Origin of the sequence: Methylocella tundrae (assembly GCF_038024855.1) — a bacterium.
Classification (GTDB): Bacteria; Pseudomonadota; Alphaproteobacteria; order Rhizobiales; family Beijerinckiaceae; genus Methylocapsa; species Methylocapsa tundrae.
Window position 1 is genome coordinate 2235379 of record NZ_CP139089.1, and the last position, 25988, is coordinate 2261366.

General features: G+C 64.5%; 16 protein-coding genes and 1 tRNA gene. 10 read left to right on the forward strand and 7 right to left on the reverse strand.

Translation table 11 applies throughout. From position 1 onward, the window contains the following. The first annotated feature begins 94 nt into the window (after positions 1 to 94). The 3 genes from metK to SIN04_RS12750 all read left to right on the forward strand — a co-directional run bounded on the left by metK (position 95) and on the right by SIN04_RS12750 (position 5041). The gene (gene metK / locus SIN04_RS12740; RefSeq protein WP_134489717.1) at positions 95 to 1291 is read left to right on the forward strand and encodes a methionine adenosyltransferase; all 1197 of its coding nucleotides are present in this window, start codon (positions 95 to 97) and stop codon (positions 1289 to 1291) included. A gap of 115 nt (positions 1292 to 1406) precedes the next feature. Beyond that, a complete protein-coding gene (gene trmB / locus SIN04_RS12745) occupies positions 1407 to 2126 on the forward strand; it encodes a tRNA (guanine(46)-N(7))-methyltransferase TrmB (RefSeq protein WP_341264468.1) in 720 nt (239 codons plus the stop codon). Between the two features lie 797 nt (positions 2127 to 2923). Beyond that, entirely contained in the window at positions 2924 to 5041 is a 2118-nt protein-coding gene (locus SIN04_RS12750; protein ID WP_341263949.1) for a glycosyltransferase, read from the forward strand. A 43-nt stretch (positions 5042 to 5084) separates the two neighbouring features. On the opposite strand, the gene trmD is transcribed toward SIN04_RS12750, so the two are convergent. From trmD to SIN04_RS12775, 5 genes are all read right to left on the reverse strand, one after another. Further along, a complete protein-coding gene (gene trmD / locus SIN04_RS12755) occupies positions 5085 to 5780 on the reverse strand; it encodes a tRNA (guanosine(37)-N1)-methyltransferase TrmD (RefSeq protein WP_134489721.1) in 696 nt (231 codons plus the stop codon). Positions 5781 to 5801: 21 nt separating this feature from the next. Beyond that, entirely contained in the window at positions 5802 to 6356 is a 555-nt protein-coding gene (gene rimM, locus SIN04_RS12760; RefSeq protein ID WP_134489723.1) for a ribosome maturation factor RimM, read from the reverse strand. Positions 6357 to 6369: 13 nt separating this feature from the next. After that, positions 6370 to 7794, reverse strand: a complete 1425-nt coding sequence (locus tag SIN04_RS12765; protein ID WP_134489725.1) for an aspartate aminotransferase family protein — start codon at positions 7792 to 7794, stop codon at positions 6370 to 6372. Between the two features lie 309 nt (positions 7795 to 8103). Then, positions 8104 to 8178: transfer RNA gene (locus SIN04_RS12770), tRNA-Val, on the reverse strand. Between the two features lie 148 nt (positions 8179 to 8326). Next, the gene (locus SIN04_RS12775; RefSeq protein WP_134489727.1) at positions 8327 to 11521 is read right to left on the reverse strand and encodes a caspase family protein; all 3195 of its coding nucleotides are present in this window, start codon (positions 11519 to 11521) and stop codon (positions 8327 to 8329) included. A 288-nt stretch (positions 11522 to 11809) separates the two neighbouring features. Here SIN04_RS12775 and tagH point away from each other — a divergent pair, with 288 nt between their 5' ends. From tagH to SIN04_RS12805, 6 genes are all read left to right on the forward strand, one after another. Next, positions 11810 to 13342, forward strand: a complete 1533-nt coding sequence (tagH, locus tag SIN04_RS12780) for a type VI secretion system-associated FHA domain protein TagH (protein WP_134489729.1) — start codon at positions 11810 to 11812, stop codon at positions 13340 to 13342. Positions 13343 to 13521: 179 nt separating this feature from the next. Next, positions 13522 to 14982 carry a type VI secretion system protein TssL, long form gene (gene tssL / locus SIN04_RS12785; RefSeq protein WP_341263950.1) on the forward strand — a complete coding sequence of 487 codons (1461 nt, stop codon included), beginning with the start codon at positions 13522 to 13524 and terminating at the stop codon, positions 14980 to 14982. A 90-nt stretch (positions 14983 to 15072) separates the two neighbouring features. Next, positions 15073 to 18498, forward strand: a complete 3426-nt coding sequence (gene tssM / locus SIN04_RS12790) for a type VI secretion system membrane subunit TssM (protein WP_341263951.1) — start codon at positions 15073 to 15075, stop codon at positions 18496 to 18498. Between the two features lie 5 nt (positions 18499 to 18503). Further along, entirely contained in the window at positions 18504 to 19178 is a 675-nt protein-coding gene (tagF, locus tag SIN04_RS12795) for a type VI secretion system-associated protein TagF (RefSeq protein ID WP_341263952.1), read from the forward strand. A 5-nt stretch (positions 19179 to 19183) separates the two neighbouring features. Then, positions 19184 to 19972, forward strand: coding sequence for a PP2C family protein-serine/threonine phosphatase (locus SIN04_RS12800; protein WP_134489737.1), 789 nt, complete (start codon positions 19184 to 19186; stop codon positions 19970 to 19972). After that, the gene (locus SIN04_RS12805; RefSeq protein ID WP_134489739.1) at positions 19969 to 21813 is read left to right on the forward strand and encodes a serine/threonine-protein kinase; all 1845 of its coding nucleotides are present in this window, start codon (positions 19969 to 19971) and stop codon (positions 21811 to 21813) included. The genes SIN04_RS12800 and SIN04_RS12805 overlap by 4 nt, the downstream gene beginning before the upstream one ends. Positions 21814 to 22362: 549 nt before the next feature. On the opposite strand, the gene SIN04_RS12815 is transcribed toward SIN04_RS12805, so the two are convergent. Continuing rightward, a complete protein-coding gene (locus SIN04_RS12815; protein ID WP_341263953.1) occupies positions 22363 to 23742 on the reverse strand; it encodes an FAD-containing oxidoreductase in 1380 nt (459 codons plus the stop codon). Between the two features lie 257 nt (positions 23743 to 23999). Here SIN04_RS12815 and cobF point away from each other — a divergent pair, with 257 nt between their 5' ends. Continuing rightward, positions 24000 to 24764: a precorrin-6A synthase (deacetylating) gene (gene cobF, locus SIN04_RS12820; protein WP_134489745.1), complete on the forward strand. Its 765-nt coding sequence runs from the start codon at positions 24000 to 24002 to the stop codon at positions 24762 to 24764. Positions 24765 to 24781: 17 nt separating this feature from the next. Here cobF and SIN04_RS12825 read toward each other — a convergent pair whose 3' ends face one another. Further along, positions 24782 to 25906, reverse strand: coding sequence for a TDT family transporter (locus tag SIN04_RS12825; RefSeq protein WP_244605976.1), 1125 nt, complete (start codon positions 25904 to 25906; stop codon positions 24782 to 24784). Between the last annotated feature and the right edge of the window lie 82 nt (positions 25907 to 25988).

Here is a 25988-nt window from a genome sequence, read left to right on the forward strand (position 1 = left end):
ACAAAACGAACGGGATATTGAAATTTTTGGGGCTCATTTCATGGGCCCTTCGCTATCGGCTGCGGGCCTCCCAAAATGTTTAACGGAGGCCGCTGTGGCTCGCGAGAATTTTCTTTTTACGAGCGAATCTGTCGCGGAGGGACACCCCGACAAGGTTTGTGACCGCATTTCAGACGAGATTGTCGATCTTTTTTTCCGGGAGGGCGCGCGCGCCGGCGTCGATCCTTATCAGATCCGCGTCGCCTGCGAGACCTTGGCGACAACCAACCGCGTCATCATCGCCGGGGAGGTGCGCGGCCCGGCGGTTGAGCCGGCGGCGATCGAGGCGGCTGCCCGCGGCGCAATCAAGAGCATCGGTTACGAACAGGCTGGCTTTCATTGGCGCACCGCCAATGTCGAGATACTGCTGCACGCCCAATCGGCCGACATCGCCCAGGGCGTAGACGCCGGCGGCAACAAGGACGAAGGCGCCGGCGATCAGGGCATCATGTTCGGCTATGCCTGCCGCGAAACGCCGGAGCTGATGCCGGCGCCGATCTATTATTCCCACAAAATTCTTGAAGTTCTGGCGCGCGAGCGCAAGTCCGGCAAAGGCGACGCCGCCAAGCTCGGCCCGGACGCCAAAAGCCAGGTGACGGTGCGCTACGTCAAAGGCAAGCCCGTCGGCGTCACCCAGATCGTTCTCTCCACTCAACATCTTGATGAAAATCTGAGTTCTCAGGATGTGCGCGCCATCGTCGAACCTTATATTCGCGCCACTTTGCCGGAGGGCTGGATCGGCCAGGATACTGTCTGGCACGTCAATCCGACCGGAAAATTCGTCATCGGCGGCCCCGACGGCGACTGCGGTTTAACCGGGCGCAAAATTATCGTCGACACCTATGGCGGAGCGGCTCCGCACGGCGGCGGCGCTTTTTCGGGCAAAGACCCGACGAAGGTCGATCGCTCCGCCGCCTACGCCGCCCGCTACCTTGCCAAAAATGTTGTGGCGGCCGGTCTGGCCGACCGCTGCACCATCCAGCTCTCCTACGCCATCGGCGTCGCCGAACCGCTTTCGATCTATGTCGACACGCACGGCACCGGCCAAGTCGCCGAAGAGAAGCTGGAGGCGATCCTCGGCCAGAGCATGCGCCTGTCGCCGCGCGGCATTCGCGAACACCTGCAGCTCAATCGGCCGATCTATGCGCGAACTTCGGCTTACGGCCATTTCGGCCGGGCGCCCGACGAGGAAGGCGGCTTCTCCTGGGAGAAAACCGACCTTGGGGACAAGATCAAAGCCTATCTTGCCTGATAGCGCCCCCTCTGCCGCGGAAATAGCGCGCGTTCCGGCGGAGCAGCGATCCGGCGATGCGTCACTGGCCCAGCAGCGCGCCGCGCGGGCGGATGCTCGCAGCGAAGGTGAGGCGCTGGTCCGGCCGCAAGCGACGCTGTTTGGCCGCCGCAGAGGCAAGCGGCTGACTGCGCGCCACGACGGACTGATGCAAACTGCGCTGCCCGGAGTTGCGCTCGACGCGTCGCGGCCAATTGCGCCTGCGGCGCTGTTTCCGCAGGGCGTCTGCGAGCTTTGGCTCGAAATCGGCTTTGGCGGCGGAGAGCATCTTGCCGCGCTGGCGAAAGCGCATCCGCATGTCGGCTACATCGGCTGCGAGCCCTTTCGAAACGGCGTCGCCAAAGCCCTCGCGTCGATCGAGGCGGAGAAATTGCGCAATGTCCGCCTTTACGAGGGCGACGCGCGCGCGATCATCGAAGCGCTGCCCGACGCGGCTCTTCAAGGCGTCTATCTGCTCTATCCCGACCCTTGGCCGAAAAGGCGCCAGCGCAAGCGGCGCTTCTTGTCCGACGCCATGCTGAGCCGTCTCGCCCGCATCATGCGGCCCGGAGCCGAACTTCGCTTCGCTACGGACATCGATGACAACGCCGGCTGGACGCTTGCGCGTCTCCTGCGCTCCCCACATTTCATCTGGGCGCCCGAAAGCGCCAGCGACTGGCAAGATCCGTGGCGCGGGTGGCCCGGAACGCGATATGAGGCAAAGGCGCTGCGTGAGGGGCGCAAGCCGGCTTATTTCACTTTCAGACGCAATCAGGCGCCAGTGGCGCAAGGCCCGAATGGACCCCCTGCAGCCTAGCGCAGAACGCTTTCCGATCGAATGGAGTCATTCGATCGATCAGAAATCGCTCCAGATTCAAAAGCTTGAGCATATTCTTGTCGATCAGATCGAACCGATCTGATCGACAAGAATATATATGCTCTAGGCGGAATCGCATTCTGCTCTAGGCGGCCGGCCGCCCCCTCTCATGCGCCCGCGCCGCATCCGGCGGAAGGTCGCCGAGTCTGGCCGAGCGCGGAGGAGTCCCCGTTCGCCGGCGCTGCAGCCAGGCAGCGTGAAAGGAAAGCGATGGCGCGGGGACGCCTCCGAAAGGGGCTTTAAGCGCTGCTCCCAAAATAGCGGGAATGAGCGGAAGGAGCAGCCCGAACACATAGCCAACCTGAAGCGACGTCAGCAGGATAATGGCCTCGAGCGCGACCCTCGATAAATTGTGACCAAAATATCCACCCTTGAGACAAACGGCCACAACGACGAGGAATGATGCCGGTATGAGAATATAAAATTTAAAATTTCGAGAAAGTATTATGGCACATATTAAACACGCCGCAGCGCTCATATACATGTCCTTGACTCCTTCCCTATGATTTCTTTGTTTTTATAATTTTATATTTTAAAAGCGATTGGCGGCGGCATCCGGTGTTCCACCGCGGCCTTCTATCAAATTCCGGCCCTTCGGCCCCCAAAAGCGCGGGGCTCGAACCTGAAGAACAACTATCGCACGTTATTTAGGTTCCATCTATCGAAAGTCGATTGATGATTTAAAATATTTTGTTAGCGTAAGCTTCAGCACAACTCTTCCCCGGCGCGCTCTCCGAATGAATGTCGAAGCCAACCACACGTCCGGCGCGCGCCGGACGCTTCCGATTTCGTCAATCGCCGCCGATCCTTCACGGGCAGCCCGCACTGACCGGGACCGGCGCCTCGAAGGGAGCCAGCGCGGGGGGCGGCGGCTTGAAGAACTCCCGTGCGAGCTCTCCTTTCTTTCCGCCTATGGCGCATCCCCGGCGCTTCTCCTAAAAGCCGCCGCACTGGCGCGTGCGCAGGCGATTACGCCCGAAGCCGCCATCCTGGCCACCAGCGCCATCACAGAAGGCTTCTATTATCAGTCGCTTGCCCGGCATCTTGGAGTAACGTTCATCGAGCGCGATGTCGCCCTTGCCGAGGGCGCGCGCTATCCACATTCGATCCACGTCGGAGTCGCTCCGCTTGCCGGCGAGGGGCCACGCTGGCTTGCCGCCCCACGGGGAGCAACGGTGACGAGCTTGCTGCGGCGCAAGGAACGCGGCGAGGAGATGCGAGAGAGCCTCGCCATCACAACCCCGGCGCATATGTCTCGTCTCGTGCGCGCCGCCGCGGCGACCGCCATTGTCCATGAGGCGAGTTTCGCCCTCGCCGGCCGCGACCCGCATCTATCCGCCAAAGCGGGGGCGACCGAGGCGCAGTGCTGCGCCGTGATCGCCGCGACCGCTATGGCGGGACTGATCTGCGCGCTCGAACCGGCCTTCGGACTGGCGGCGTTGACGATCGCGAGCAGTTCTCTCTTTCTCGCGGCGATCTGTTTGCGGTTGTTCGCCGGCGCTGCGAGCAATCAGGATCCTTACGCCGGACGCGGCCGCCGCATCGACGACCGGCTGCTGCCGACCTATTCGATCATCGTGGCGCTGCATCGCGAGGCGAGCGTCGTCCGCGAGCTCGCCGCGTCCCTCGAGGCGATCGACTATCCGCGTGGCAAACTCGACATCAAGCTCGTCATCGAGGCCGACGATGTGGCGACGCGTCAGGCGCTGCAAGCCCTCGACCTGCCGCCGGCCTATGAAATCATCGTCGCGCCAGACGGCTGGCCGCGAACCAAGCCGCGCGCTCTCAATATCGCGCTTTCTCTCGTGCGCGGAGACTTGGTCGCGGTCTTCGACGCCGAGGACATTCCAGCGCCGCAGCAGTTGCGCGACGCCGCAGCACGCTTTTTGCGCGAGCCGCGCAGCCTTGCCTGCCTTCAGGCGCAGCTTTCAATCGACAACGTCGAAGATTCCTGGCTCACCCGGCTTTTTTCCATCGAATACGCCGTCCTCTTCGACGTCTTGCATCATGGCATGGCGGATCTTGGCCTTCCGCTTGCTCTCGGCGGCTCGTCCAATCACTTTCGCACCGATGTTTTGCGCGAAGTTTACGCTTGGGACCCCTGGAACGTAACAGAAGACGCCGATCTCGGTCTGCGGCTAGCGCGGCTCGGCTATCGTTCGGCGACATTCGCGTCGACGACACAGGAAGAAGCGCCAGCCCGCCTCAAGGCCTGGCTCACGCAAAGGCGCCGCTGGTCGAAAGGCTGGACGCAGACCTTTGTCACGCTGAGCCGCGACCCGGCTCGACTCGTCAGGGAGATCGGCTGGGCCGGCGCCGCCATTTTCTCTCTCATCATGATCAATATGGTCTTTGCGCCCCTGCTCTGGCCGCTTTTGACCAGCGCCATGCTGGTTCAGCTCGCGACCGCCGGTTTTCCCCGGCCGGATTCGGTGCTGTCCGTGGTTGAGACGACGCTTTGGCTCTCTGTCGTGGCGTTTGGCGCGGGGGCGGTGATCTGGCTCACGCTGATCGGCATGAAGCGGCGAAAACTGCTCGGATCATGGCTGTTTGTGCCCCTGCTGCTGCCCTATCATCTCCTGATGTCGGTCGCGGCCTGGGCGGCGCTCTACGACCTCATATTGCGTCCGTTTCATTGGCACAAGACCGAGCATGGCCTCGCGCGCAGTTCACGCCGGAGCGCCCTGGCGCTCGCCGGGAGCGCCGCCAAAGTGAAGGGGAAGACGGGATCCCGGTCGATCGGAGCGCCGGCCAGGTCGCGGATCGAGACCAGACTGAAGGCAGAGTTGAAGGCCGGTTTCGCGACCGTCTGGAAACGCGTCTCGACCTTGAGCCTTTTTCGCGAGCAGGCCTGAAGGCGTCCCGAGAATCCGCGTCACTTGAAAGCATGCGAAAACGTCAGCGCGGCTTGCCGACGTCCGCGATCAAATCCGGCCGGCGCTCGCGCGTGACGCGCAGCGCCTCCGCCTCGCGCCAGGCTTTGATCCTGGCGTGATCGCCAGACAGGAGCACGGGCGGAATTTCGCGCCCTTCCCACTCGCGGGGGCGCGTAAATTGCGGATATTCCAGCAGCCCGCTTTCGAAACTTTCCTCGAAACCGGAGGCCTCCTTGCCCATCACCCCGGGCAGCAGGCGCACGCAGGCGTCAAGCACGACCATCGCCGCGATTTCGCCGCCCGACAGCACATAATCACCGATGGAGATTTCTTCGAGGTTGCGCGCCTCGATCACCCGCTCATCGACCCCTTCAAAACGTCCGCAGATCAGGACGACGCCCTCGCCCGCTGCGAGCGCGCGCGCCCGCGCCTGCGTCAAGGCGGGTCCGCGCGGACTAAGCATGAGGCGTGGCCGGCGATCGGCGGCGGCGAGCCCCGCGTCGAGGGCGGCGGCGAGGACATCGGCGCGGATCACCATGCCGGGGCCGCCGCCCGCGGGCGTATCGTCGACCGCGCGATGGCGGCCGAGCCCCTGCGCGCGAATGTCATATGTATTGATCTCAAAAATATTGCGCACAAGCGCATCGCCTGCGAGCGAGACGCCAAGCGGGCCGGGGAACATGCTCGGAAAAAGGGTAAAAATCGTCGCCCGCCACATGGATCAAGCCCGTTTCACGTTTTAGCTCGGATTCTCTTCGCGCGGCGCGGCCTCGGTTTCGTCCCGCGCTTCGATCTCGACCGGCGGAACGACCAGTATCCAGCCCCCCGCCACATCGATTTCGGGAACAACGGCTTTTGCGAAGGGCAAGAGCAGCGTCTCGCCGCCCTCGGCCGGCGCAATTTCGAGAATGGGGCCGGCGCCGAAGTCGAGGATGTCCTTGACGCGCCCGATCGGGGCGCGGGTCATGCTCAAAGCCGTCAATCCTATCAGATCGGCGAAATAGAATTCGTCTTCGGCGGCCGCGGGCAGATGCGCGCGCGGCAAAAACAGCTCGATATTGGTCAGGCTTTCGGCGCTCGTGCGGTTATCGACGCCGGCGATTCTCGCGACGAAAACATTGTCTTTGACATGGCGCAGAGACTTGATCGCAAACTGCCGCTGTCCGCTGGCGTCGCTCAACGGCCGATAGTTGCCTATCGCGGCCGGGTCCTCCGTGAAGCTTTGCAGCCGCACCTCTCCCCTGACGCCATGCGGAGCGCCAAACCGGCCGACGAGCACACGCCGATCGCTCATGCCGTTTTGAACTCTATTTGGCGGCCCGGGCTTTGAGCGCGTGGTCGGCGAGAGTCTTGCCAAGCGACCAGACGGCCCCCGGCACGCGGTGGCTGTCGGCGATGACGCTGTCGAACGAACTTTCGATCCAGTCGCAATCGGCGTCATTGATGACCAGCGCCGGCAGCAGCTTGATCGTATGATTGCCGTGGCCGGCGACCTGAACGAGAATTTTGTGATCCTTGAAAAGAGGCAAGGTGATGAGCTGACAAAAAAGGCCGGGATTGACCGCCTCGACGACGTTCCAGGCCGCCTTCAATTTCAGTGACTGGGGATTTCCGAATTCAACGCCGATCATCAAACCTTTGCCGCGCGCCGATTTGACGAGCTCATAGCGCTCCTCCATTTTCCCGAAGCTTTTGAGCAGCCGCTCGCCGGTGCGCGCCGCGTTGGCGATGAGACCCTCGGATTCAATCACCTCGAGCGTCGCCAGCCCCGCCGCCATGGCGAGGTCATTCTTGGCGAAGGTCGATCCGTGCACGACGGCGCGATCCATGCGGTTGAACACCCTGTCGAACACATGTTTACGGGTCAAAACCGCCCCGACGGGCACGTGGCCGCCCGACAAGGCTTTGGCGATCAGCACCATATCGGGTTCAACGCCCCAATGTTCGACGGCAAGAAAACGCCCCGTGCGGCCGATCCCGGTCTGGATTTCATCGGCGATGAAGAGCGCGCCATATTTGCGGCAGAGCGCCGCCGCGTCGCGCAAATACCAGTCATCGGGCATATTGACGCCCTTGCCCTGGATCGGTTCGACGATGAACGCGGCGACGTCCCCGGCCGACAGCGCCTTCTCCAGAGCGGCGAGATCGTTGAAGGGAACCTCGACGCAGCCCGGCAGCAAGGGTCCAAAACCCTCCCTGAAAATCGCGTCGCCGTTGAGGGACAAGGACCCATAAGAGAGGCCGTGAAAGGCATGGCTGCAATGGATGACGCCGGACCGGCCTGTCGTGCGGCGGGCGAATTTGATTGCGGCCTCGACGGCTTCCGTGCCTGAATTTGTGAAGAAGACCTTATCGAGATAGGGGGTGAAGGCGAGCAGACGCTCGGCGAGCAGGCCCGCGAGAACCGAGACGTCCATTTGCACGAGATTGGGCAGATCGGCGGCAAGCACGCTTTCCAGCGTTTCGCGCACCAGCGGATGGTTGCGGCCGACGCCAAAAACGCCCCAGCCGCTCAGCAGGTCGAGATAACGACCCCCGCGCCGGTCATAAAGATATTGCCCGTGCCCCTTTTGAAAGCCGACATCGGTGCCGATCGTCTGAAACACGCGCACCATCATCTCGTTCATGTGCTGCGCATGCAGGGCGTAACGCTCCGGCTCGCGCTCGGCGATCAGTCTGCGAATGTCGAAAGGCTGACGGCCGCGCTCGGATTGCAGTTCAGGAAAAGGCATGGCTTTCATTCGTCACACTTTGCTGCTTTCGAGCGTCGCAACTGTAGCTGAGTCCTTCACGGTCGCGGCGGCGCCTGATGACGTCAGGCCATCGGAAAATCGAGTCAGATTGAGGACCGTCGCCCTCGCCACTGACAACGGTCGAGCTTTAAGACCGTTCCATGCCGCGAGCAAGGCGGCATTGCGGCGGAATCGGTTTTGCGGGAGAAACCCCGGCGCCGCGGATAGACGCAGCCTGCCACGAGCCGCCGAACCTCGGACAATTGCAAACGCTCCGTTACGTCGCGCTGTTCTCGTTCCCGCAGCTGATGGTGGGCGCGACAGGGATCGAACCTGTGACCCCTACGATGTCAACGTAGTGCTCTCCCGCTGAGCTACGCGCCCCACTCCCTCGATCAAGGGAACAGCTTCGGCGACAGGGTATATCGGCTTGCAGAAGCAGGCGCAAGTCGCAAAAACCTGCTATTTTCGGCCTGAAATCGACCAACTCGTCACCCGCCCTCAAATGGCGACGCCCAAGCCGGGCGCCTCGCTAAAACCCGACGCCGAGCGGGGCCGAGGAGGCCGGATGCGCGGGCGCCCTGTTGGCCGTCGCCTGCGCCGGCGCGGGCGCCTGCGGCCGTTCCGGCTGGCGTGGCCTGGCGATCCGGGCGGGCTTTTCATCAGGCGCGGGCCTTGCCGCCTTTTCCTTCGCCGGCCTCGGCTCGAGGGCCTTTTGACGCGGCTCCTCTTTCGGCGGCAGACGCGCGACATTTCCCTTCGGGCGCCGCAGCAGCCTGTCAACCGAGGGTTCTGGCGCGGCGAGCGCCGCCGGCGTGCAAAGACTCGGGCTTTCCGCCTCAAGCCTGCTGATGAATTCGTCCGTCACCTTGACCTCGGCGGCGGGCGCGGCGTCGCCCTTGGCTTCAAAATAGCGAGCGATGCCTTCTTGTGTCCTGGCGTCGAGCTTGCCGCTGTCGGTCGCCGCGAGACATCCCAAACGCTGCAACTGCGCCTGCGCCGAGCGGACCTGACTTCTGCTATTGAAAACCGGCGGCGGTGGAAGCTGCTCCAGAGCCGCCTCGAGATCGGGGCGCAGCCGCGCGCAGCTCATGCGCCGCCTCATCTCGACGAGCTTGTCCCGCGCCTCCGCGCCTTGCGTCTTGAGCGCGGTCAATTCGACATCCTCGCGGCGGCATGCTTCCTCCTGGCGCGCTTCCTCCGCCTCAAGCTTGGCGACCTTCGCCTCGGCGGCCGTCTTGACGTCGGCGCAGACGGCGCCGGCGAGAAACGCCTTCATCGCCTCACGATCGTTCGGGCCGATCGCGGCAAGCGCGCCCTGTTCGCGCGCGCAGGCGGTTTTCAAATCGGCCAGAGCGTGATCAATCGCAGCGATGACGCCGGGACATTCGACGCGCTGGCGTAAAACCGTCAGCGCCGCGCCGTCGGCTCCGGCCGAAATATCTTTCCACTGCGCCTCATCGCGCTGGCAGAGTTCGGCTTCATGCGCGAGGGACGCCTCCAGCGCGGCAAGGCGGTCCTGCGCGGCGGTCTTGACCTCATCGCAGCCCGATTTGCCGATGAATCCGCGCAATCCCTCTGCGTCGCGCGGCGCTATGGCGGCGAGAGCCGCTGCGTCGTCGCGGCATATTGTTTTAAGCTCCGCCAGTCTGCGGTCGGCGGCGGCCGCGATCGGCGCGCATTCGGCACGGGCGCGAAACGCCTCGACGTCGGCGCGGCTCCCTGACGGCGAGAGTTCTTTCCATTGCGCCTCGTCACGCTGGCAAAGCTCCGCCTCGTGAGCGAGCGCCGCCTCGACGTCTTTAAGCCGCTGGGCGGCGGCCGTCTTGACGGGCGCGCAGGGCGTGCTGTTCGTCAAATTGCGCAACGCATCGGCGTCGCGCGGAGCAATGGCGTTCAGCGCGGCGTTGTCCCGGGCGCAGGCGGCGTCCGCCGCGGCGGCGATATCGCGCAGGCTGCGATCAGCCGCGGCGACGCTCGCCGGGCATTGCGCGCGTCCGCGCAGCGCCTCGATCCTGGCCGCGTCGTTGCGATCGGCCAATCCTTTCAGTTCGGCGTCCTCGCTCGCGCATTGAGCGGCCTCCCGCGCGAGAAGCGCCTCCAGATCCGTGAGACGGGTCGAAGCCGTTGCTTTGACCGGCGCGCACTCAGTTTTCGCCACAAGGTCACGCAGCGCGGCGGCGTCCCGCGCCGGAATGGCGGCGAGCGCCGCGCCGTCGCGGTCGCAAACCGCTTTGGCGGCGGCGGCGATCGCGCGCAGGCCCGCGGGGATCGCGGCCAGCGTCGCCGGACACTGCGCGCTGCCGCGCAGCGCCTCGAGATTGGCGGCGTCGCCGCGTTCGATCAGTCCCTTGAGCTCGCCAGCTTCGCGCTGGCAGGTTTCCGTCTCCTTGGCGAGAACCGTCTCGGCGGCGGCGGCCTTCGCCTCCGCGGCCGTCTTGACGCTGGCGCAAGGGGTTGATTGGGCCAGAGCGCGCAGCCCATCGAGATCACGCGCCCCCAGAGAGGCGAGCGCGTCGCCATCGCGACGGCAGGCCGCCGCCTCCGCCGCAAGCGTAGCTTCGAGATCGCTGAGACGCTTTTGCGCCGCTGTCTTTACTTCATCGCACGCATTGGCGGCGAGCCCGCGCAGACCGTCAGCGTCGCGCGGCGCGACGGCGGAAAGGGCGGCGCGATCGCTGGCGCAGGCCTGTTCCGCCTTCAGGCGCTGGGCCGCCTGTTCGGCGGCGAGCTCTTTTTCCCGCCGGGCGATCTCGGCCTCGCGCAGCGCCCGCTCCTTGGCCTCGGCGATCGCCCGCTCCAGGGTCTGCAGGCGGTAGTGCGCCTCGATCGCGTAGAACGAGGAGGGAAAGCGCTCCAGAAAATCATTGAGGACGGCCGGATCGTCCGTTCCCTTGATCTTGTCCCAGGCGATTCTGTCGTTCTGGTTGATATAATATTCATTGACGAGAGAGACATAGGTTTCAGGTCTTTGGCGCCCGCTCGTCGCGGCGCGGACGTCATTCGCGATGCGGCGAAACATCATTTCGATCTCGAGGCCAGGCTCGTTCAGGCGCCGCAGGAAGGCTTTCGTGAACGGACTGTTGCGCTCCTGACCGTCGAGCGCGACGTCTCCGGGCGAGGTCGCATAAGCGACAATGATGCCCTCCGACCTGTCGATGCGCTCCAGTCCCCGCGTGCGCTCGCCCGGCTCGACCGGGGCGGAGGAGCTGGCGAGCTTGGCCAGCCGTTCGGAGATGGGGTTGCTGCGGCAGGCGTCGAGCACCATGATCTTGACGCCGTTCGAGCGGTCGAGGACGGCGCGGATATTGTCGACGGCGATCGTCTCGAACGGGAGGCTGATCTCGTCCTTGACCTCCGCGTCGATCGGCAAAAGATAGTTGTGCCCCTGATACTGGACGGCGTGGCCCGCGAAATAGAACAGCGTCGCATCCGCGCCGACTGACATGCGCGCGAACTGCTGGATCGCCTTGCTCGCAGCCGCTAGGTCGACGTCGGTTTGCAAAAGAACGTCGAAGCCGAGCGCCGTCAGCGCGGCGGCGACGTCTTCGGCGTCGTTGCGGGCGTTGGGAATGGCGAGCGCCGGATTCTTGTAGGCCGAATTGCCGATCACAAGCGCGACGCGACGCTCCGCGGCGGCGCAATCGCCCGTCATCGCGACCGCCATCGCCGCCATTGCGAAAATAGCGACAAGCAGCAGGGCGGCGGCGCGGAGCGGACTTTGCATATTCCAACTGCGGCTTTCGACCAATAGACGCACGCCTGCTTCGAGCTGCCGCGCACATCGCGCGTGCGTAAAATATCGACGATAACATAGGTTCGGTTTAGAATTTAAACAATGACAGCGCGCCGGAGCGCGGCGCGGCGCGTGCGCCCGCACACTGAGGACGGCCGGATAATGGCGATGCTGTGGCGTGCATCGCTCGTTTGGGCTATGCCAGACAGGCCGGATTAAGGCCGCTCGGGCGCGAGCGAAAAAACAGGCGTCTCTTTGTCAAGTTATGGAGGGGCTGAAATGACGCTGATCCTGACGATCGAGAATGAACAGAGCCTGCCGAATGGGGCTCCGGTGAGCGTCAGGCTGACCGACGGGCGCGGCATCGACATCGGCCGCTCCGCCAGCATCGATTGGTCTCTGCCGGATCCGACGCGTTTCATTTCAGGCAGGCACTGCGAAGTGCGCTATCGCGACGACGGCTACTGGCTGAACGATCTCTCCACCAACGGCACATTCTTGAACGACAGCGCAAGGCGCATCCAGGCGCCCCACAAGCTGCGTCACGGCGACAGGCTCGCCATCGGCGCCTATGTCATCGCGGTGGCCATCGAAACCGACGGCGAGCCGGAAAGCGACATTGTCGACGGCGCGGAGGCCGATGCGGCGGCGGCCGAAGGCGTCGCCGCGCTGGCGCCGATCCAGCCGAAGGACGCAGCCGCGCTCGACGCCGAGATCGCGCAGGCGATCGCGATCGAAACCGCGTCCGACGCCGCCCCGCCGCTGCAAACGCAGCCGGAACCACAGGTCGAGGCGACGAGCCGGACGAGCGGCTCCGCGAGCGACTTTGAGCTTCCTCCCGTCAATCGCGCCGGCGCTCCCGCGCCGCCGCCTTTCACCATGATCAGGGCGCGCGGCTTTCCTTCGCCCCCGGCGCCGTTTCGCGAGAGCGCCGAACGTCCGCCGGAGGCCCGATCCTTCACCGCGCCATCGCAAGAGGCCGAGGGCGCCTCGCTCGTCGCATCTCCTCCGCCAGACGCCGCCACGACCAGCCGCGCCCGATCGCCTGAGGCCGAAACGGCCGATGCGCCGCTCCTTGACGCCCAGGAAGCGGAGGCGCGGGCTTGGAAAACGCCGGAGCGGATCGCGCAAACAAAGATTTTGGACGAACCGGCCGGCGCCTGCGCCGAGAGTCCGGCGGCTGACGTCAATGCCGGCGCGGCGAAAGCCTCATCGGCGCCGGCGCCAGGCCTCGATGATTTTCTACGCAGCTTCGCCAAGGGCGCCGGCATCCCGGAGCATATTTTCGCGCGTCAGGACGGTCTCAAGGTCGCCGAGGATCTTGGCGCCCTGATGCGCATGGCGGTCTCCGATCTCACCCAGCTGCTCAGCGCGCGCTTCAAGGCGAAGCGTTTTGCGCGCACCTCGAGCCAGACAATGATCCAGGCGCTCGACAATAATCCGTTGAAATTCGCGCCAACCGCGGACGACGCCCTGAAAATCATGTTCGGACCGCGCACGAGCGGATATCTTGACGCCAAACGCGCCTTCGAGGGCGCCTTCACCGATCTCAAGACGCATCAGATCAATACTTTCGCCGCGATGCAGCAGGCCGTGCGCATGCTTGTTGAGGACCTCGATCCCAAAGTCATCGAAGACGCCGCCGGAGAGGATAAGGGCCTTGCCGCTTTGTTCGGAGCGCATAAGGCCCGCCTTTGGGACCTCTATCTTGCGCGATGGCAGGCAAAGACCCTGCGCCACGAAGACGGCCTCGTCGATGCTTTCATGCTCTATTTCGCCCAATGCTACGACGAAGCCAGGGAGCCAAAGTGAGCGAAGAACAGGCTTGGGCACGGTGGCGGTCACGATCGCGGCCCGGAGCGCCAGGCGTGTTTCGAGAAGCAAATACCGATCTTTGCCCTGACAATGCGATAAAATGAAAAAATCGAGGAGGCTTTTTCTGATTGTGTGAAGATCAGAAAAAACCTCCCGCAACGAGGCCAGATAGCGCGATGAGCGACAAAGATCGGTCCCCGGGCCCGGAAGAGCGTGACGACAGGACGATTTTTCGCCCGATGCCGCCCCAGCGCCCGGCGGCGCCGGCGCGCGATCCGGCCCAGGCGCCGGCGCCCGAGGAGGAGCGCACCATCTTCCGGCCCAACCCGGCAGGCCGCCGCCCGCAGGCGCCCGCCGACGCTCAGGCGCCTCATCCGCACGCCGCGCATCCAGCGTCAAGGACCGCGGCCCCCGCCGCGCGCAAGGCCGCGATTGAGGGCGCGGATCTCGCGGCGCCCAACCCCAACCCGATCATGCGGGCGGCCGGTCCGCTTCTGCTTCTGCTCGGCCGCCTGCGCGCCGCGCTGCTGCGCGCCCCGGGGCCGAACCTGACCGCGCAGATCGCAGGGGCGATCGAAAAATGCGATCGCGAGATGGCCGCCGCGGGGATCGCGCCGGAAGAGGCCAATACCGCCAAATACGTCCTCTGCGCGACCGCCGACGAGGTGCTGGCCCATCTTCCAGCCGATGAACGCGGCGCCTCCGCGCGATCTGGCCTGATGACGCGCTTCTTTGGCGAAAACAATGGCGGGCGCCGTTTCTTCGACGAACTCGACCGCGTCGAGAAAGACCCCCGCGCGCATTATTTCCTGCTCGAATTATTCTACGCTTGTCTCGCCCTCGCCTTTCAGGGCGGGCGTCAGAGCGCGCCGGGCGGCGCCGTCGACGCCATTCGCGCCGACCTCTTTGAGACGCTGCACAAGACCGGGCCGGCGCCGCCCCAAAGTCTGTCGCCCCATTGGCAAGGCCAGCCCCTCGCCAGCCACGCGGTCCGCTTGCGCGTGCCGCTCTGGGCCGCCGCGGGCGTTGTCGGCCTCGTGCTTTTCGGGGCTTTCCTCGCGTTTCGCATCTCGCTTAGTCAGCGGGCCGAAGCCGCGGCGCAGAGCATGGGCGCGCTGAACCCGCTGACGCCGGTCACGATCGGCCGTAAAGTCGCCGTCGCGCCGCCGCCGGCGCCCCCGCCGACGCCGGCCCAGGCCTCGCAGCTCGAACATATCCGCAATGTGCTTGCGCCGAACATTGCCTCCGGCGCGTTGAGCGTCGATTCGAGCGCCAATCAGATCGTCATCCGCATCGTCGACAGGGATCTGTTTCAGCCCGGCAAGTCGGCGATCCTCGACGATGTGAAGCCGTTGATGATGTATATCGCCATGGCGCTCGATGATGATAAAGGCGCGGTCAAGGTCGTCGGCCATTCCGACAATACGCCGATCTCGAACGCGCGCTTTGCTTCGAATTTCGAATTGTCGCTCGAGCGCGCCAAGGTCGTCGGCGCTCTCCTGAAGCAATCCCTGTCGCATCCGGAGCGGGTCGAAACCGAAGGCAAGGGAGCCGATGCGCCGATCGCCTCCAATGACACGCCCGAAGGACGCGCCAAGAACCGGCGGGTTGAAATCGTCGTGCCGCGCAGGGACTGAGGGAGCGCCGCCATGGATTATCTAACTGATTGATATATAAATTTATTTGAGCGTAATGCAGTCTTTTAACTGGTTCGGCGGGCGAGTTTGATGAATCGAAAGTTCTGGCTCCGGCTCCTCATCAGCCTCGTCGGCGCGGCCGCTGTCGCGTCGCTGATCTGGTTCGCCGCCCCGTTCGTCGTCGTGCGCGACGCCCATCCGCTGGAGGAGCCGGCGCCGCGCATCGCGGCGATCGCGATTCTGCTGGCGCTGATCGCCGGCGCCGGCGTCTATCGCCTCTACCGCCGGCGCAAGGGCGCCGAGCGGATCGCCCGCGGCATGAGCGTCGACGACAGCGACGCGCCGGTTCTCGCCGAACGCATGAAAGAGGCGCTCGCCGTTCTGCGCGGCCGCGGCGGCCGCGCGAGCTATCTTTACGATCTTCCCTGGTATGTGCTGATCGGGCCGCCCGGCTCTGGCAAAACCACCGCGCTCGTCAATTCGGGGCTGCAGTTTCCCCTCGCCGGCGGCGTCACGCCGGGCGCCGTCAAGGGCGTCGGCGGCACGCGCTATTGCGACTGGTGGTTCACGGAGGACGCCGTGCTGATCGACACGGCGGGCCGCTACACAACGCAGGATTCCGACGCCAAAGCAGATCAGAAGAGCTGGCTCGCCTTCCTCGATCTGCTCAAGAGAAACAGGCCGCGCCAGCCGATCAATGGCGTTCTCGTCGCGATCAGCCTCGAGGACCTGCTGACGCTTTCGCCAAAGGAGATCGCGGCGCATGCGGCGGCGATCAAGGCGCGGCTCGTCGAATTGCACCAGCGCCTGAAGGTCGATTTTCCGGTCTACGCGCTTTTCACCAAAGCCGATCTCGTCATCGGCTTCATGGAATTCTTCGGCAATCTCGACGAGGCGGCCCGGCGGCAGGTGTGGGGCGCGACTTTCCAGACCATGGACAAGAGCAAATCGACGGTCGGGGAAGCGCCGGACGAATTCCAGGCGCTCGTCGAGCCTTTGCCGCAGCTGGCGCGCGACCGGCTCGAGGCGGAAAAGGACGCCGCGAGCCGCGTTCTGGCATTCGGCTTCCCGGCCCAGATGGCGGCGTTGCAGGCGCCCGTGACCGGCTTCCTCAACGCCATCTTCGATCCCGCCCATTATAAGATCAAAGCGGCCCTGCGCGGCTTTTACTTCACCTCGGGCACGCAGGAAGGAACGCCGATCGACCAACTGCTCGGCGCGCTCGCCAGGGGGTTTGGCGCCGAAGCGGTTGGACGGCCAGCCTATTCCGGCCAGGGCAAGAGCTTCTTTTTGACGGACCTCATCAAAAAGGTCGTCATCGGCGAAGCGGGCTGGGTTTCGACGCGGCGCGGCAATCGCCTGCTCAAGATGGCGGCTTTCGCGACGCTGCTCATCGCAACGCCGCTCGCCATCGGCGCCTGGTGGGTCAGCTACGCCAAGAACCTCGACCGCATCAGCCAGAGCGAGGAGGCGGCGCAGAAATATGCCGCGATGTCGCGCGGGCTCGGCCAGTCCGACGTCGTAAGCGACCGCGACCTCAGCAAGGTCCTGCCGGCGCTGCACGCCTTGCGTTTTCTTCCAGGCGGCTATGGCGACGGGCAGACCGAAGCCGCGACCGGCGGCCTCGGCCTCAATCAGTCGGCGCGCCTGCGCTCGGCGGCGGAGACCGCTTACGGCGTCGGCCTCGAGCGCATGCTGCGGCCCCGCCTCGTCTACCGGCTGGAGGAGCAGCTCGACGCCAGCGCCAACGATCCGGCCGCCCTGTTCGACGCGCTGAAGGTCTATCTGATGCTCGGCGGCCTTGAGACGGTGGACCAGCAATTGCTGATCAACTGGATGGAGCGCGACTGGTCGGAAAATCTCTATCCGGGCCCAAGAAACAGCGAGGGCCGCAAGGAGCTCGAACAGCATCTCGTCGCCATGCTCGATCTCGAGACCGGACATGGCTCCTTCGTGCAACTGAACGGGCCGCTGGTCGAGAAGGCGCAGGCGGCCCTCGCGCGCGAGAACGTCGCCGACCGCGCGTTGAAGATCCTCGCGGCGCGCGCGAAGGCGAGCTTGCGGCCCGATTGGACCGCGAGCAAAGCCGGCGGCGCCGGGGCGCTTGTGATCTTCGACCCTTCGATCGACGGCGTCACGGTTCCCTACTTTCTGACGAAGTCGGGCTTTGAGGGATTCCTCAAGGCCCTGCCCGGCGTCATCGAGGAGATGGCGCGCGATCGCTGGGTGCTTGGCGCGGCCGGCGAGCAGCCGGAGATCTCGGCCCAATATGACCATCTGCGCGAAAATCTCGCCGACGCCTACGCCAAGGCTTTCATCGACGCCTGGCGAACGGCGATCGAGCGACTGAAGATCCGCCCGCTCACCGTCGAGCGGCCGTCCTATCCGCTGTTGACGGCGGCGTCCTCCGTCACCTCGCCGTTCAGCCGCCTCCTCGAATCGATCAGCGACGAAACCACCCTTTCCGAAAGCCAGCCCGCCGCGGCCGCCGTCGAGCCCGCCAGCGTCAATCCAGAGGACGGCCCTATCGTCGGCGCCTCCGGCCAAACACCGGCGCAGATCATCGACGGGGCGCTCGCGCCCTATCACCGTCTCGTCGAGGGCGATCCGGGACAGCGCCCGATCGACCAAATTCTGTCTCAGCTGAATGAGATCCGCGCCAATTTGAGCCGTCTCGCGACCAATGGCGCGCCGGCCGACGAACTGGCTGACAGGATCACGAGCGGCGTTGAAAAACTGAGAGCGGACGCGGCCAAGCTGCCGGCGCCCTTCGCCGCCATGATGGACGACACGGGCGCCGGCATCCTCCGGGAGATTACAGATTCGAACGTCGCGCGGACCGTCTCGAAACTGCGCGAGCAAGTCACCTTCACCTGCCAGGAAAAAATCGGAACGCGCTATCCCTTCGCAAAGAACGCGGATCGCGACGTTGATCTTGACGATTTCGCCCGCGTGTTCGGGCCAAAGGGCCTCATCGATCAGTTCGTCAGCTCCTATATTCTCGCCTCCGCCGACACCTCGGGACCACAATGGAAGTGGCGCGAGGGCAGCGCCCTCGCCAGTCAGCTGACGCCGACGGCGTTGGCCGACTTTGAGCTCGCCGCCGACATCAAAGCCGCATTTTTTGGCTCCGATCCGGCAGGTCCGCGCTTTTCCTTCACCGTCACGCCGCCGCCGGTGAAAGACGCGCGCATGGAGATTGACGCGACAGTCATCAATGGGGGCGCTGGCCCGACGACGGTGCAATGGCCCGGCTCGACCGAAAATCATCGCACCCTGCTGGCGCTCCGCCCCGCCGGCGGCCGCGCGCCTATCCTGGTGCAGTCTGGCGTCTGGTCGATCTACCGCATGCTCGACGCCGCGCGCCTCAACAGCGATGCAACGGTCGCCACTTTCTCGCTTGCGGGCCGCGAGCTGACCTATCGCTTCAACGCCACGCCAGCGACGCCGGGCGCGGCCCTGAAGCCCTTGAACATCACGCAATTGCGCAATTTCCATTGTCCGGGCGGAGCCTGATCGCCATGCGCTGCGGCCTCTATGGAAAACTGCCCTGCAAGCGCGATTTCATTGCGATATCGACGCCGCGCGCTTTCCTGCGCGTCTGGGAGCCCTGGCTCGAGGCAGGCCTGAAGGAAGGACGCGAGCAGGGCGCGACCGGCGATTGGACAGCGATTTTCAATTCGGCGCCGATCTGGCGTTTCTGGCTCGGACCGGCGCTGTGCGGCGAGGCTTTCACGGGCGCCTTCATGCCATCCGTCGATGCGCTCGGCCGGATGTTTCCCTTGACGCTGGCCGGCGCGGCCTCGGGGACTGATGCGCTGGAGCCGCCCGATGTCGCCCCTCGCGACCAGTGGTTCGCGGAGGTTGAGGATCTGCTGCTTGACGCGCTCGATCCGGACGCCGCCTTCGAGACCCTTGTCGAAAGGCTCGCCGCGCTTGGCGCCGAGCGCGAGCAGCCGCATGAAAACGCGCTGGCCAGGCTGTTCGCCGCCATGCGGCGCGAGCAGCCGGCGCTCCCGGCCGAGACCGCGACATTCTGGTGGACGGTCGGAGGCGCCGACTGCCCGCCCCTGGCGCTGATGCGCGAGGCGATGCCGACGCCAGCGACGTTTGCCGACATGATGAGCCGGCGCCAAAGTCACCTCCAGGACGCCGAAAAAGAGAACCGTCCGCAAGCGATCGTACAATCGGGATGAGGCCCATGAAAGACATGTCGCGCAAGTTCGAAAGCGGGGCCGCCACGGACGTCGGCAAGGTGCGGCTCGAAAACGAGGACGCACACCTCGTGCTCCCCGAAAGCGGCATCTTCGCGGTCGCTGACGGCATGGGCGGCCATGAAGCCGGAAAACTGGCGAGCACCGTCGTCATCGACGCCTTGCGCAAGATCGCCGAGCCATCCTCCGTCGCCGAACTCTTGACCCGCTGCCGGGAGCGCCTCGCCCTCGCCAATGACCAGCTGCTCGAGATCGCCGACGAACGCGGCGGCATCGTCATCGGCGCGACGGTCGCGGCCGTTCTCGCCTGGGAGGGCTATTACGCCTGCGTCTGGTCGGGCGACAGCCGCATCTATCTGGTGCGCCAGGGCGCGATCCAGCAGATTTCACGCGATCACACCGAGGTCGCGGAGCTCGTCGCCGAGGGCGTCCTGACCGCGGAGGAGGCGCAGACCTGGCCGCGCCGCAACGTCATCACGCGAGCCGTCGGCGTCTATCATGAACTCGAACTCGACGTCGCCCAGGGCGTGCTTGAAAAGGACGACGTCTTCGTCATCTGCAGCGACGGATTGACGACCCATGTCAGCGACGCCGAAATCCTCGAAAGCGCCTGCCTCATCGCTCCCCAGGGCGCTTGCGACAGGCTGGTCGCGCTGACCATGGAGCGCGGCGCCATTGATAATGTGACGGTCGTCATCACACACTACGCGCCGCGTGGTTCGACGGTGGTCTTCGCGCAGGATCATGCGCCGCAAGCGCGTTGGATGCCGCGATGAATCAGGCCGCCACATTCGGATCGACGCGGCCGATCATTCCGGCCGGGACGCAGCTGAATGGCATTTATGAGATCGACGAGCCGATCGCCGCCGGCGGCATGGGCGAAATCTACAAGGGCCACGCGATCCAGACCGGCGACATCGTCGCGATCAAACTGATCCGCTCCGACCTCGCCGAAGCCGAGGCGGCCTTCGCGCTGTTTCGGAAGGAAGCCTCCGCGCTTCACAACCTCTATCATGAAGCGATCGTCCGCTATTATGTCTTCACGGTCGATCCCGTGCTGGAGCGGCCCTATCTCGCGATGGAATATGTCGACGGGCAATCGCTGTCGGCGATGTTGCGCGGGGGGCCGCTCGCCTTCGACGCGGTGCAAAGGCTGATGCAGCGTATCGCCGCCGGACTCGACGCCGCGCATGAACGCGGCATCGTGCATCGCGATGTCTCGCCGGACAACATCATCATCCCCGCGGGCGACATGGCGCGCGCGAAAATCATCGATTTCGGCATCGCCCGTTCGACCCGTCTCGAGGACGAAGGAACGGTGATCGGCAGCGGCTTCGCCGGCAAGTATAATTATGTTTCGCCCGAGCAGCTCGGCTTGTTCGGCGGCCACATCACGCCGAAATCCGATATCTACAGTCTTGGCCTCGTGCTCGCCGAAGCTTTGCGCAACGGCCCGATCGACATGGGCGGCAACCATGTCGACGTCATCGAAAAACGCCGCGTCGTGCCGGACCTCAGCGGCATCGACGAGCGCCTGCGTCCCCTGATCGAGCACATGCTGCAGCCAAACCCCGACGACCGGCCAGCCTCCATGGCGGAGGTGGCGGCATGGCGCGCGGACGCCAGCGGGGTCAAGCGGCCAGCGCGGCGCGCCTCTCAGGCGCAGGCGCCAAAGCCGGCGCGCGCCGGCGTCACCTTCAGCCGGCTGACTTTGACGCTGGCGGGCGCCGCCGCCGTCGGCCTCCTCGTGACCGCGCCGCTCGTCTATTCGGCTCTGCATCCGCCGCCATCCATCATCCCGCCGGCCCCGTTGCTGCAAAGCGAAAGCGCGTCGAACGTCCGCGAGCCGGCGCCCCCCCAGCGCTCCGCGCCAGCGCCCGCGGCGATCCCGGATACGGCGCCCGCCCGGCCGGGGCTCGCGCCGATGAATCTCGCAAGACTCGATCCCGAACAGCCGGCGATGCTGAAAACCGCGGCGCTAACCGAGGCGGAGCAGCGCGCCCGCCTGCAAGCCATCACCAAGATGATCAATCAATTTGATGGCGGAGACTGCGTCTTCGCGAGACCAATCGTGCTTGCCGACCAAAGTCCCGCGATCGAAGGATTCGGGCTTTCGACGGCGCCGTTTCGCAGCCTCGATCAAGCCTTCGAGCAAGCCAATGGATATGAGGCCGATATCGGCGTGCGGCAGGTGGCGGCGGCGCAATGCCCTGCGGTCACCTTCCTCGGTCAATTGCGCAACACGCCGGCAGCGCCTTTGAAAATCGAGCTCGCCGCCTCATCCCTTCGCGTCGGCCAGCCGTTGACGGGAACGATTTCAGGCGCCGACGGGCGCGAGGTCAGCGTCGTCACCGTCGCCGACGACGGCTCGGTGCGCGTCATTCCGACGACGCGCTCCCGCGACGACGCTCTGACTTTCAGCTCCCGCGCCAGCGCCGAGCTTGGCGACGGCAAGCTGCAGTTCGTCCTCGCCGTGGCCGCGCCGAAGATCCTGCCCGGTCTGCGTCCAGGCCAGGCGGGCACGGCGGGGAAATTGTTTCCGCAGATTCTGAACGAAGCCGAGCGAAACGGTCAAACGATCGCCGCGGCGGCGCAATCTTTCAAAGTCGATAAATGAAGCCTGAGAGGCGAACGGGAGGCTGAACGGAAGGGCGATCAAATTCGCGGCGAGGCGACTTTTCGGAAGCTGCGCTCGGCGACCGTACTGCTCAGTATTTTTGAATGATTTTAAACTACGCTGTAGCCGATATGTTTATCTAGTCTCACTCTAATCTTTGATTACGCATTGCAAATTCATGCGCAATGCGTTAGTTGTGGTCTACGCTGCACTTTGATGCACTGTTGCTCGGATTTTGGCATTCCCGATGATCGTATGCTCGTGCAATGTTTTGAGCGATTCCAATATAAGATCCGCCCTGGATCCGTCGAACGGCCATGTTTGTCCCCGGACGCCGGGCGCCGTTTACAAATGTTTGGGCTGCAGCCCCAATTGCGGACGATGCTTTGCGACGGTGCGAAAAATCATCAACGATACGCTTGCCGAGCATTCTCACGCGCAAGCCCATGAGGGCGGCTGCGCGGCGGCCTCCTCCCGCCACGCCCGGCCGGCCCCCGTTGTGATCTCCAATGTGGTGGATCTGTTTCCGGCGGCCTGAACCGCCGCGCCTCAAACAAGGGGCTTAAGCTCTCCGAGCAGCGTTGGAAGAAGTTCCGAGACCGTTGGATGAATATGCACGGCGCGTTGCAGAACCGTATAGGGCGCCTTGGCGTACATCACATCAAGAATACAGTGGATCGCCTCGTCTCCGCTGGTCCCGAGTATCGTCGCACCGAGAATTTCCCTGCTGTCGGCATCGACGAGTATTCTCATGAAGCCCGTCGTCTCGGCCTTCTCGACAGCGCGTCCAACCCGCGTCATGGGGCGCTCTCCGACGAGCACGCGCCTGCCTGAGGCGCGCGCCGCGCTTTCCGTGAGGCCGATCCGCGCCAAAGGGGGATCGACATAGAGCGCATAGGCCTCGATGCGGTCGCTGATCCGGCGCGGATCTCCATCGAGCATATTCGCCGCGGCGATCTCGAAATCATGATAGGCCGTGTGGGTAAAGGCGCCCTTGCCATTGCACTCGCCGAGCGCCCAAACGCCCGGAACAGCGGTGCGCAGCTGATCGTCGACGACAATGTGGCCGCGCTCATCGATTTCGACGCCCGCTCTGTCAAGCCCGAGGTCGTCGGTGTTGGGGCGCCGGCCCACCGCCAGCAAAACATGCGAGCAGGAGATTTCCGGCGCGCCCGATCGGCAGTCGACGCCGACGCCGATGACATCGCCTTCGGATCTGAAACTGACGCATTCCGCGTCGAGCCGGATCTCGACGCCCTCCTTTTCGAGCATGTCCCTGACGGCCGCCGACACATCATCATCCTCGCGCCCGATGAGACGCGGCCGCATCTCGACAACGGTCACGTCAGCGCCGAAGCGGCGGTACATTTGCGCGAATTCGAGCCCGATATAGCTGCCGCCGATGATGCAGAGACGCTTCGGCAAAGCGTCGAGCTGCAAGACGGAGGAATTGGTCAAATAATTGATCCGGTCGATCCCCGGCATGTGCGGAATGATCGCGCGGGCGCCGACATTGATGAAGATGCGGTCGGCTTCCAAAAGGTCATCGCCGACCCGGACCTCCCGCGTCGACTCAAAGCGAGCGTGGCCCTGGTAGACTACGCAATTCGCCATGCCTCTCAACCAGGATTCGACGCCGGCGCGGGCCTTGCCGGAAACGGTGTCGGCGCGCGCCTTCACCGCCTTCATGTCGACGCCGACGCCGCCGCTGATCATGACGCCGAAATCGGCCGCCCGCCGCGCCATATGCGCCGCATAGGCGCTGGCGACGAGAGTTTTTGTGGGCATACAGCCGGTATTGACGCAGGTGCCGCCGAAAAACTTACGCTCGACAAGCGCGACTTTCAGTCCCGCCTTTGTGAGACGCCCGGCGAGCGGCGGCCCGGCCTGGCCAGCGCCAATGATGATCGCGTCGAAACGGGAGCTCACGCGAGCCTCGCGGCGACGATCGCGGCCGCTGCGGGGATAAAAAGGGACATCGGCTTCTCCTCCCATCTGGCAGCGGCTCATCGCCCGTCCAGCGCGTCGTCAGGCGCGTCTATCGCCACAATACTATCCCGACGCGCATGACATCAAGCTTGAGCCGGTCGCGCCGTCACCCGGCGAAACAAAACTTGCGCCGCGGCCGCCGCTGGTATTCTTCGGCGAAAGGCGCATCACGGGAAGGCGCGACAAGGAGAGAGCGGTTGCGGAAAATTCTGATCATCGGAATTGGCGCGGGCGACCCGGACTACATGACTGTTCAGGCGATCAATGCGCTGAACCGCGCCGACGTCTTCTTCATTCCCGACAAGGGCGATGAAAAAGCCGGCCTCAGAAACCAGCGCCTCGCCATCTGCGAGCGTTATATCAAGGCGAAGGCGCCTCGCTTCGTGACGTTTCGAACGCCGGAGCGCGCGAGGGATTTTACCGACTATAAAGCCAATGTCGCGGACTGGCATGCGGCGATCGGAAAAAGCTATAAACGCATGTTCGCCGAGGAGCTCGGCGAAGACCAATGCGGCGCCTTCCTCGTCTGGGGCGATCCGGCGCTCTATGACAGCACCTTGCGCATCGTCGAGAACCTTCTGGCGAGCGGGGCAATCGCTTTCGATTACGAGATCATCCCCGGCATCAGCAGCATCCAGGCGCTGGCGGCAAAGCACAAGATCTCCTTGAACCGCATCGGCGAATCCGTCCTCGTCACCACAGGCCGCAAACTGGCGGAGAACTTTCCGTCCGACGCGGACAGCGTCGTCGTGCTGCTCGACGGCGACCAGACGTTTGCGTCCATCAATGACGAGGACATGGAGATCTATTGGGGCGCCAATATAGGCGCGCCTGAAGAGCTGCTGGCCTCCGGCAAACTCGCCGACGTGAAGGACGAGATCAAGGCCCTGCGCGAGCGTTTGAAACGCGAGAACGGCTGGGTGATGGACGCCTATCTCCTGCGCAAGGCGAAAGACGGATGAAACGAGAAGCATCCGTCTCATAGAAGCTCCTTCGCCGCCTCCTCCGCTTCGATCTCACCAGCGGTTTCGGCCACCGCAAGACACGGGCAGACGAAGAGAAAGCCGCGCCAGGCCCCATGCGCCGTCCGCGCCGCGACGATCACCCAGAGCGCGGCGAGGCCAAAGGTCAAGCCGCCGCCGATCGCGGAGAAGATGGCCAGATGCGTGACATTCGCCAGCGCGAGCGTCGCCAGCGCATAGACGCCGAGCGGAAACGTAAAGCCCCACCAACCCATGTTGAACGGCATGCCGCGGAGGAGATACGAAGCCGTCTTCAAAAGCGCGAGCATGAGCCACCAGGCGCCATAGCCCCACAGCATAACGCCGCCGAGAACGCCGACCCCGAAGGCGACGTCTCCGACGCCGGAAAGGCCGGAGGCTGCGAAAATATGCGGCGCGTCGGCGCCGAGCAGCAGGAGGCCGAGAGCGCCGGTGCCGATCGGCCCCAGCGCCAGCCAGCCGGAGGCCGCCATCTCCCGCTCCGGCAATTTGTGCAAGGCAAGCCGCAGCAGCAAAATCACGAGAAGGCTCATCGCCAGCGGCACGGAAAAAGCCCAGAGCGCATAGCTCGCAATAACGACGCCGAAGGCCTCGGACGGCGCGAGATGGGGGGCCAGCAAAGCGCCGCTCGCGGCGGCGACCTCGGCCGCGACCACGGGCAGGAGCCAGACCGCCGTCATCTTCGCGATGCTGTGATCCTGCCGCGTGAACATCAGGAACGGAATGAGGATGCCGCAGGCGAGCGACAGGGCGACATCCGCCCGCCACAGCGCCGCGGCGATGGCGACCGCCCTCTCGCCCCAGAGCGGAACGCCGAACACGAGAAAGCCATTGACGATCGTCGCAAGTCCCATCGGAATCGCGCCAAAGAACATCGAGGCGACCGGATGCCCGAAGATGCGCCGCGCGCCGTCGAAGAAGAAAACCCACCGCGCCGTGTAGAGAAGGCTGAACAGAACGAAAAGGGCGATGTTGAACATCCACAGCGCCCTCGCGGTCTCATGAAGCCCCGGAATGGCGAACGGAAACTGATTCAGCGCCAGCGCCAGCACGCCGGAGCCCATGGTGGCGGCGAACCAGTTGGGCGTGAACTGCCGCACCATCTCCCGCAGGCGGGAGCGTTGCAATTTTCGGCTTCGCCCCGACGGGAGCGATCGCGCCGCGACCGCGTTCGGGAACTTCAAA

What these genes read in the sequence shown, in the direction of transcription:
- SIN04_RS12825 (WP_244605976.1), bottom strand. Translation starts at nt 25,906, where the DNA reads ATGGTGCGGCAGTTCACGCCCAACTGGTTCGCCGCCACCATGGGCTCC.
- tssM (WP_341263951.1), top strand. Translation starts at nt 15,073, where the DNA reads ATGAATCGAAAGTTCTGGCTCCGGCTCCTCATCAGCCTCGTCGGCGCG.
- SIN04_RS12775 (WP_134489727.1), bottom strand. Translation starts at nt 11,521, where the DNA reads ATGCAAAGTCCGCTCCGCGCCGCCGCCCTGCTGCTTGTCGCTATTTTC.
- tagH (WP_134489729.1), top strand. Translation starts at nt 11,810, where the DNA reads ATGACGCTGATCCTGACGATCGAGAATGAACAGAGCCTGCCGAATGGG.
- SIN04_RS12765 (WP_134489725.1), bottom strand. Translation starts at nt 7,794, where the DNA reads ATGCCTTTTCCTGAACTGCAATCCGAGCGCGGCCGTCAGCCTTTCGAC.
- tagF (WP_341263952.1), top strand. Translation starts at nt 18,504, where the DNA reads ATGCGCTGCGGCCTCTATGGAAAACTGCCCTGCAAGCGCGATTTCATT.
- SIN04_RS12805 (WP_134489739.1), top strand. Translation starts at nt 19,969, where the DNA reads ATGAATCAGGCCGCCACATTCGGATCGACGCGGCCGATCATTCCGGCC.
- SIN04_RS12750 (WP_341263949.1), top strand. Translation starts at nt 2,924, where the DNA reads ATGAATGTCGAAGCCAACCACACGTCCGGCGCGCGCCGGACGCTTCCG.
- SIN04_RS12800 (WP_134489737.1), top strand. Translation starts at nt 19,184, where the DNA reads ATGAAAGACATGTCGCGCAAGTTCGAAAGCGGGGCCGCCACGGACGTC.
- trmD (WP_134489721.1), bottom strand. Translation starts at nt 5,780, where the DNA reads ATGTGGCGGGCGACGATTTTTACCCTTTTTCCGAGCATGTTCCCCGGC.
- rimM (WP_134489723.1), bottom strand. Translation starts at nt 6,356, where the DNA reads ATGAGCGATCGGCGTGTGCTCGTCGGCCGGTTTGGCGCTCCGCATGGC.
- tssL (WP_341263950.1), top strand. Translation starts at nt 13,522, where the DNA reads ATGAGCGACAAAGATCGGTCCCCGGGCCCGGAAGAGCGTGACGACAGG.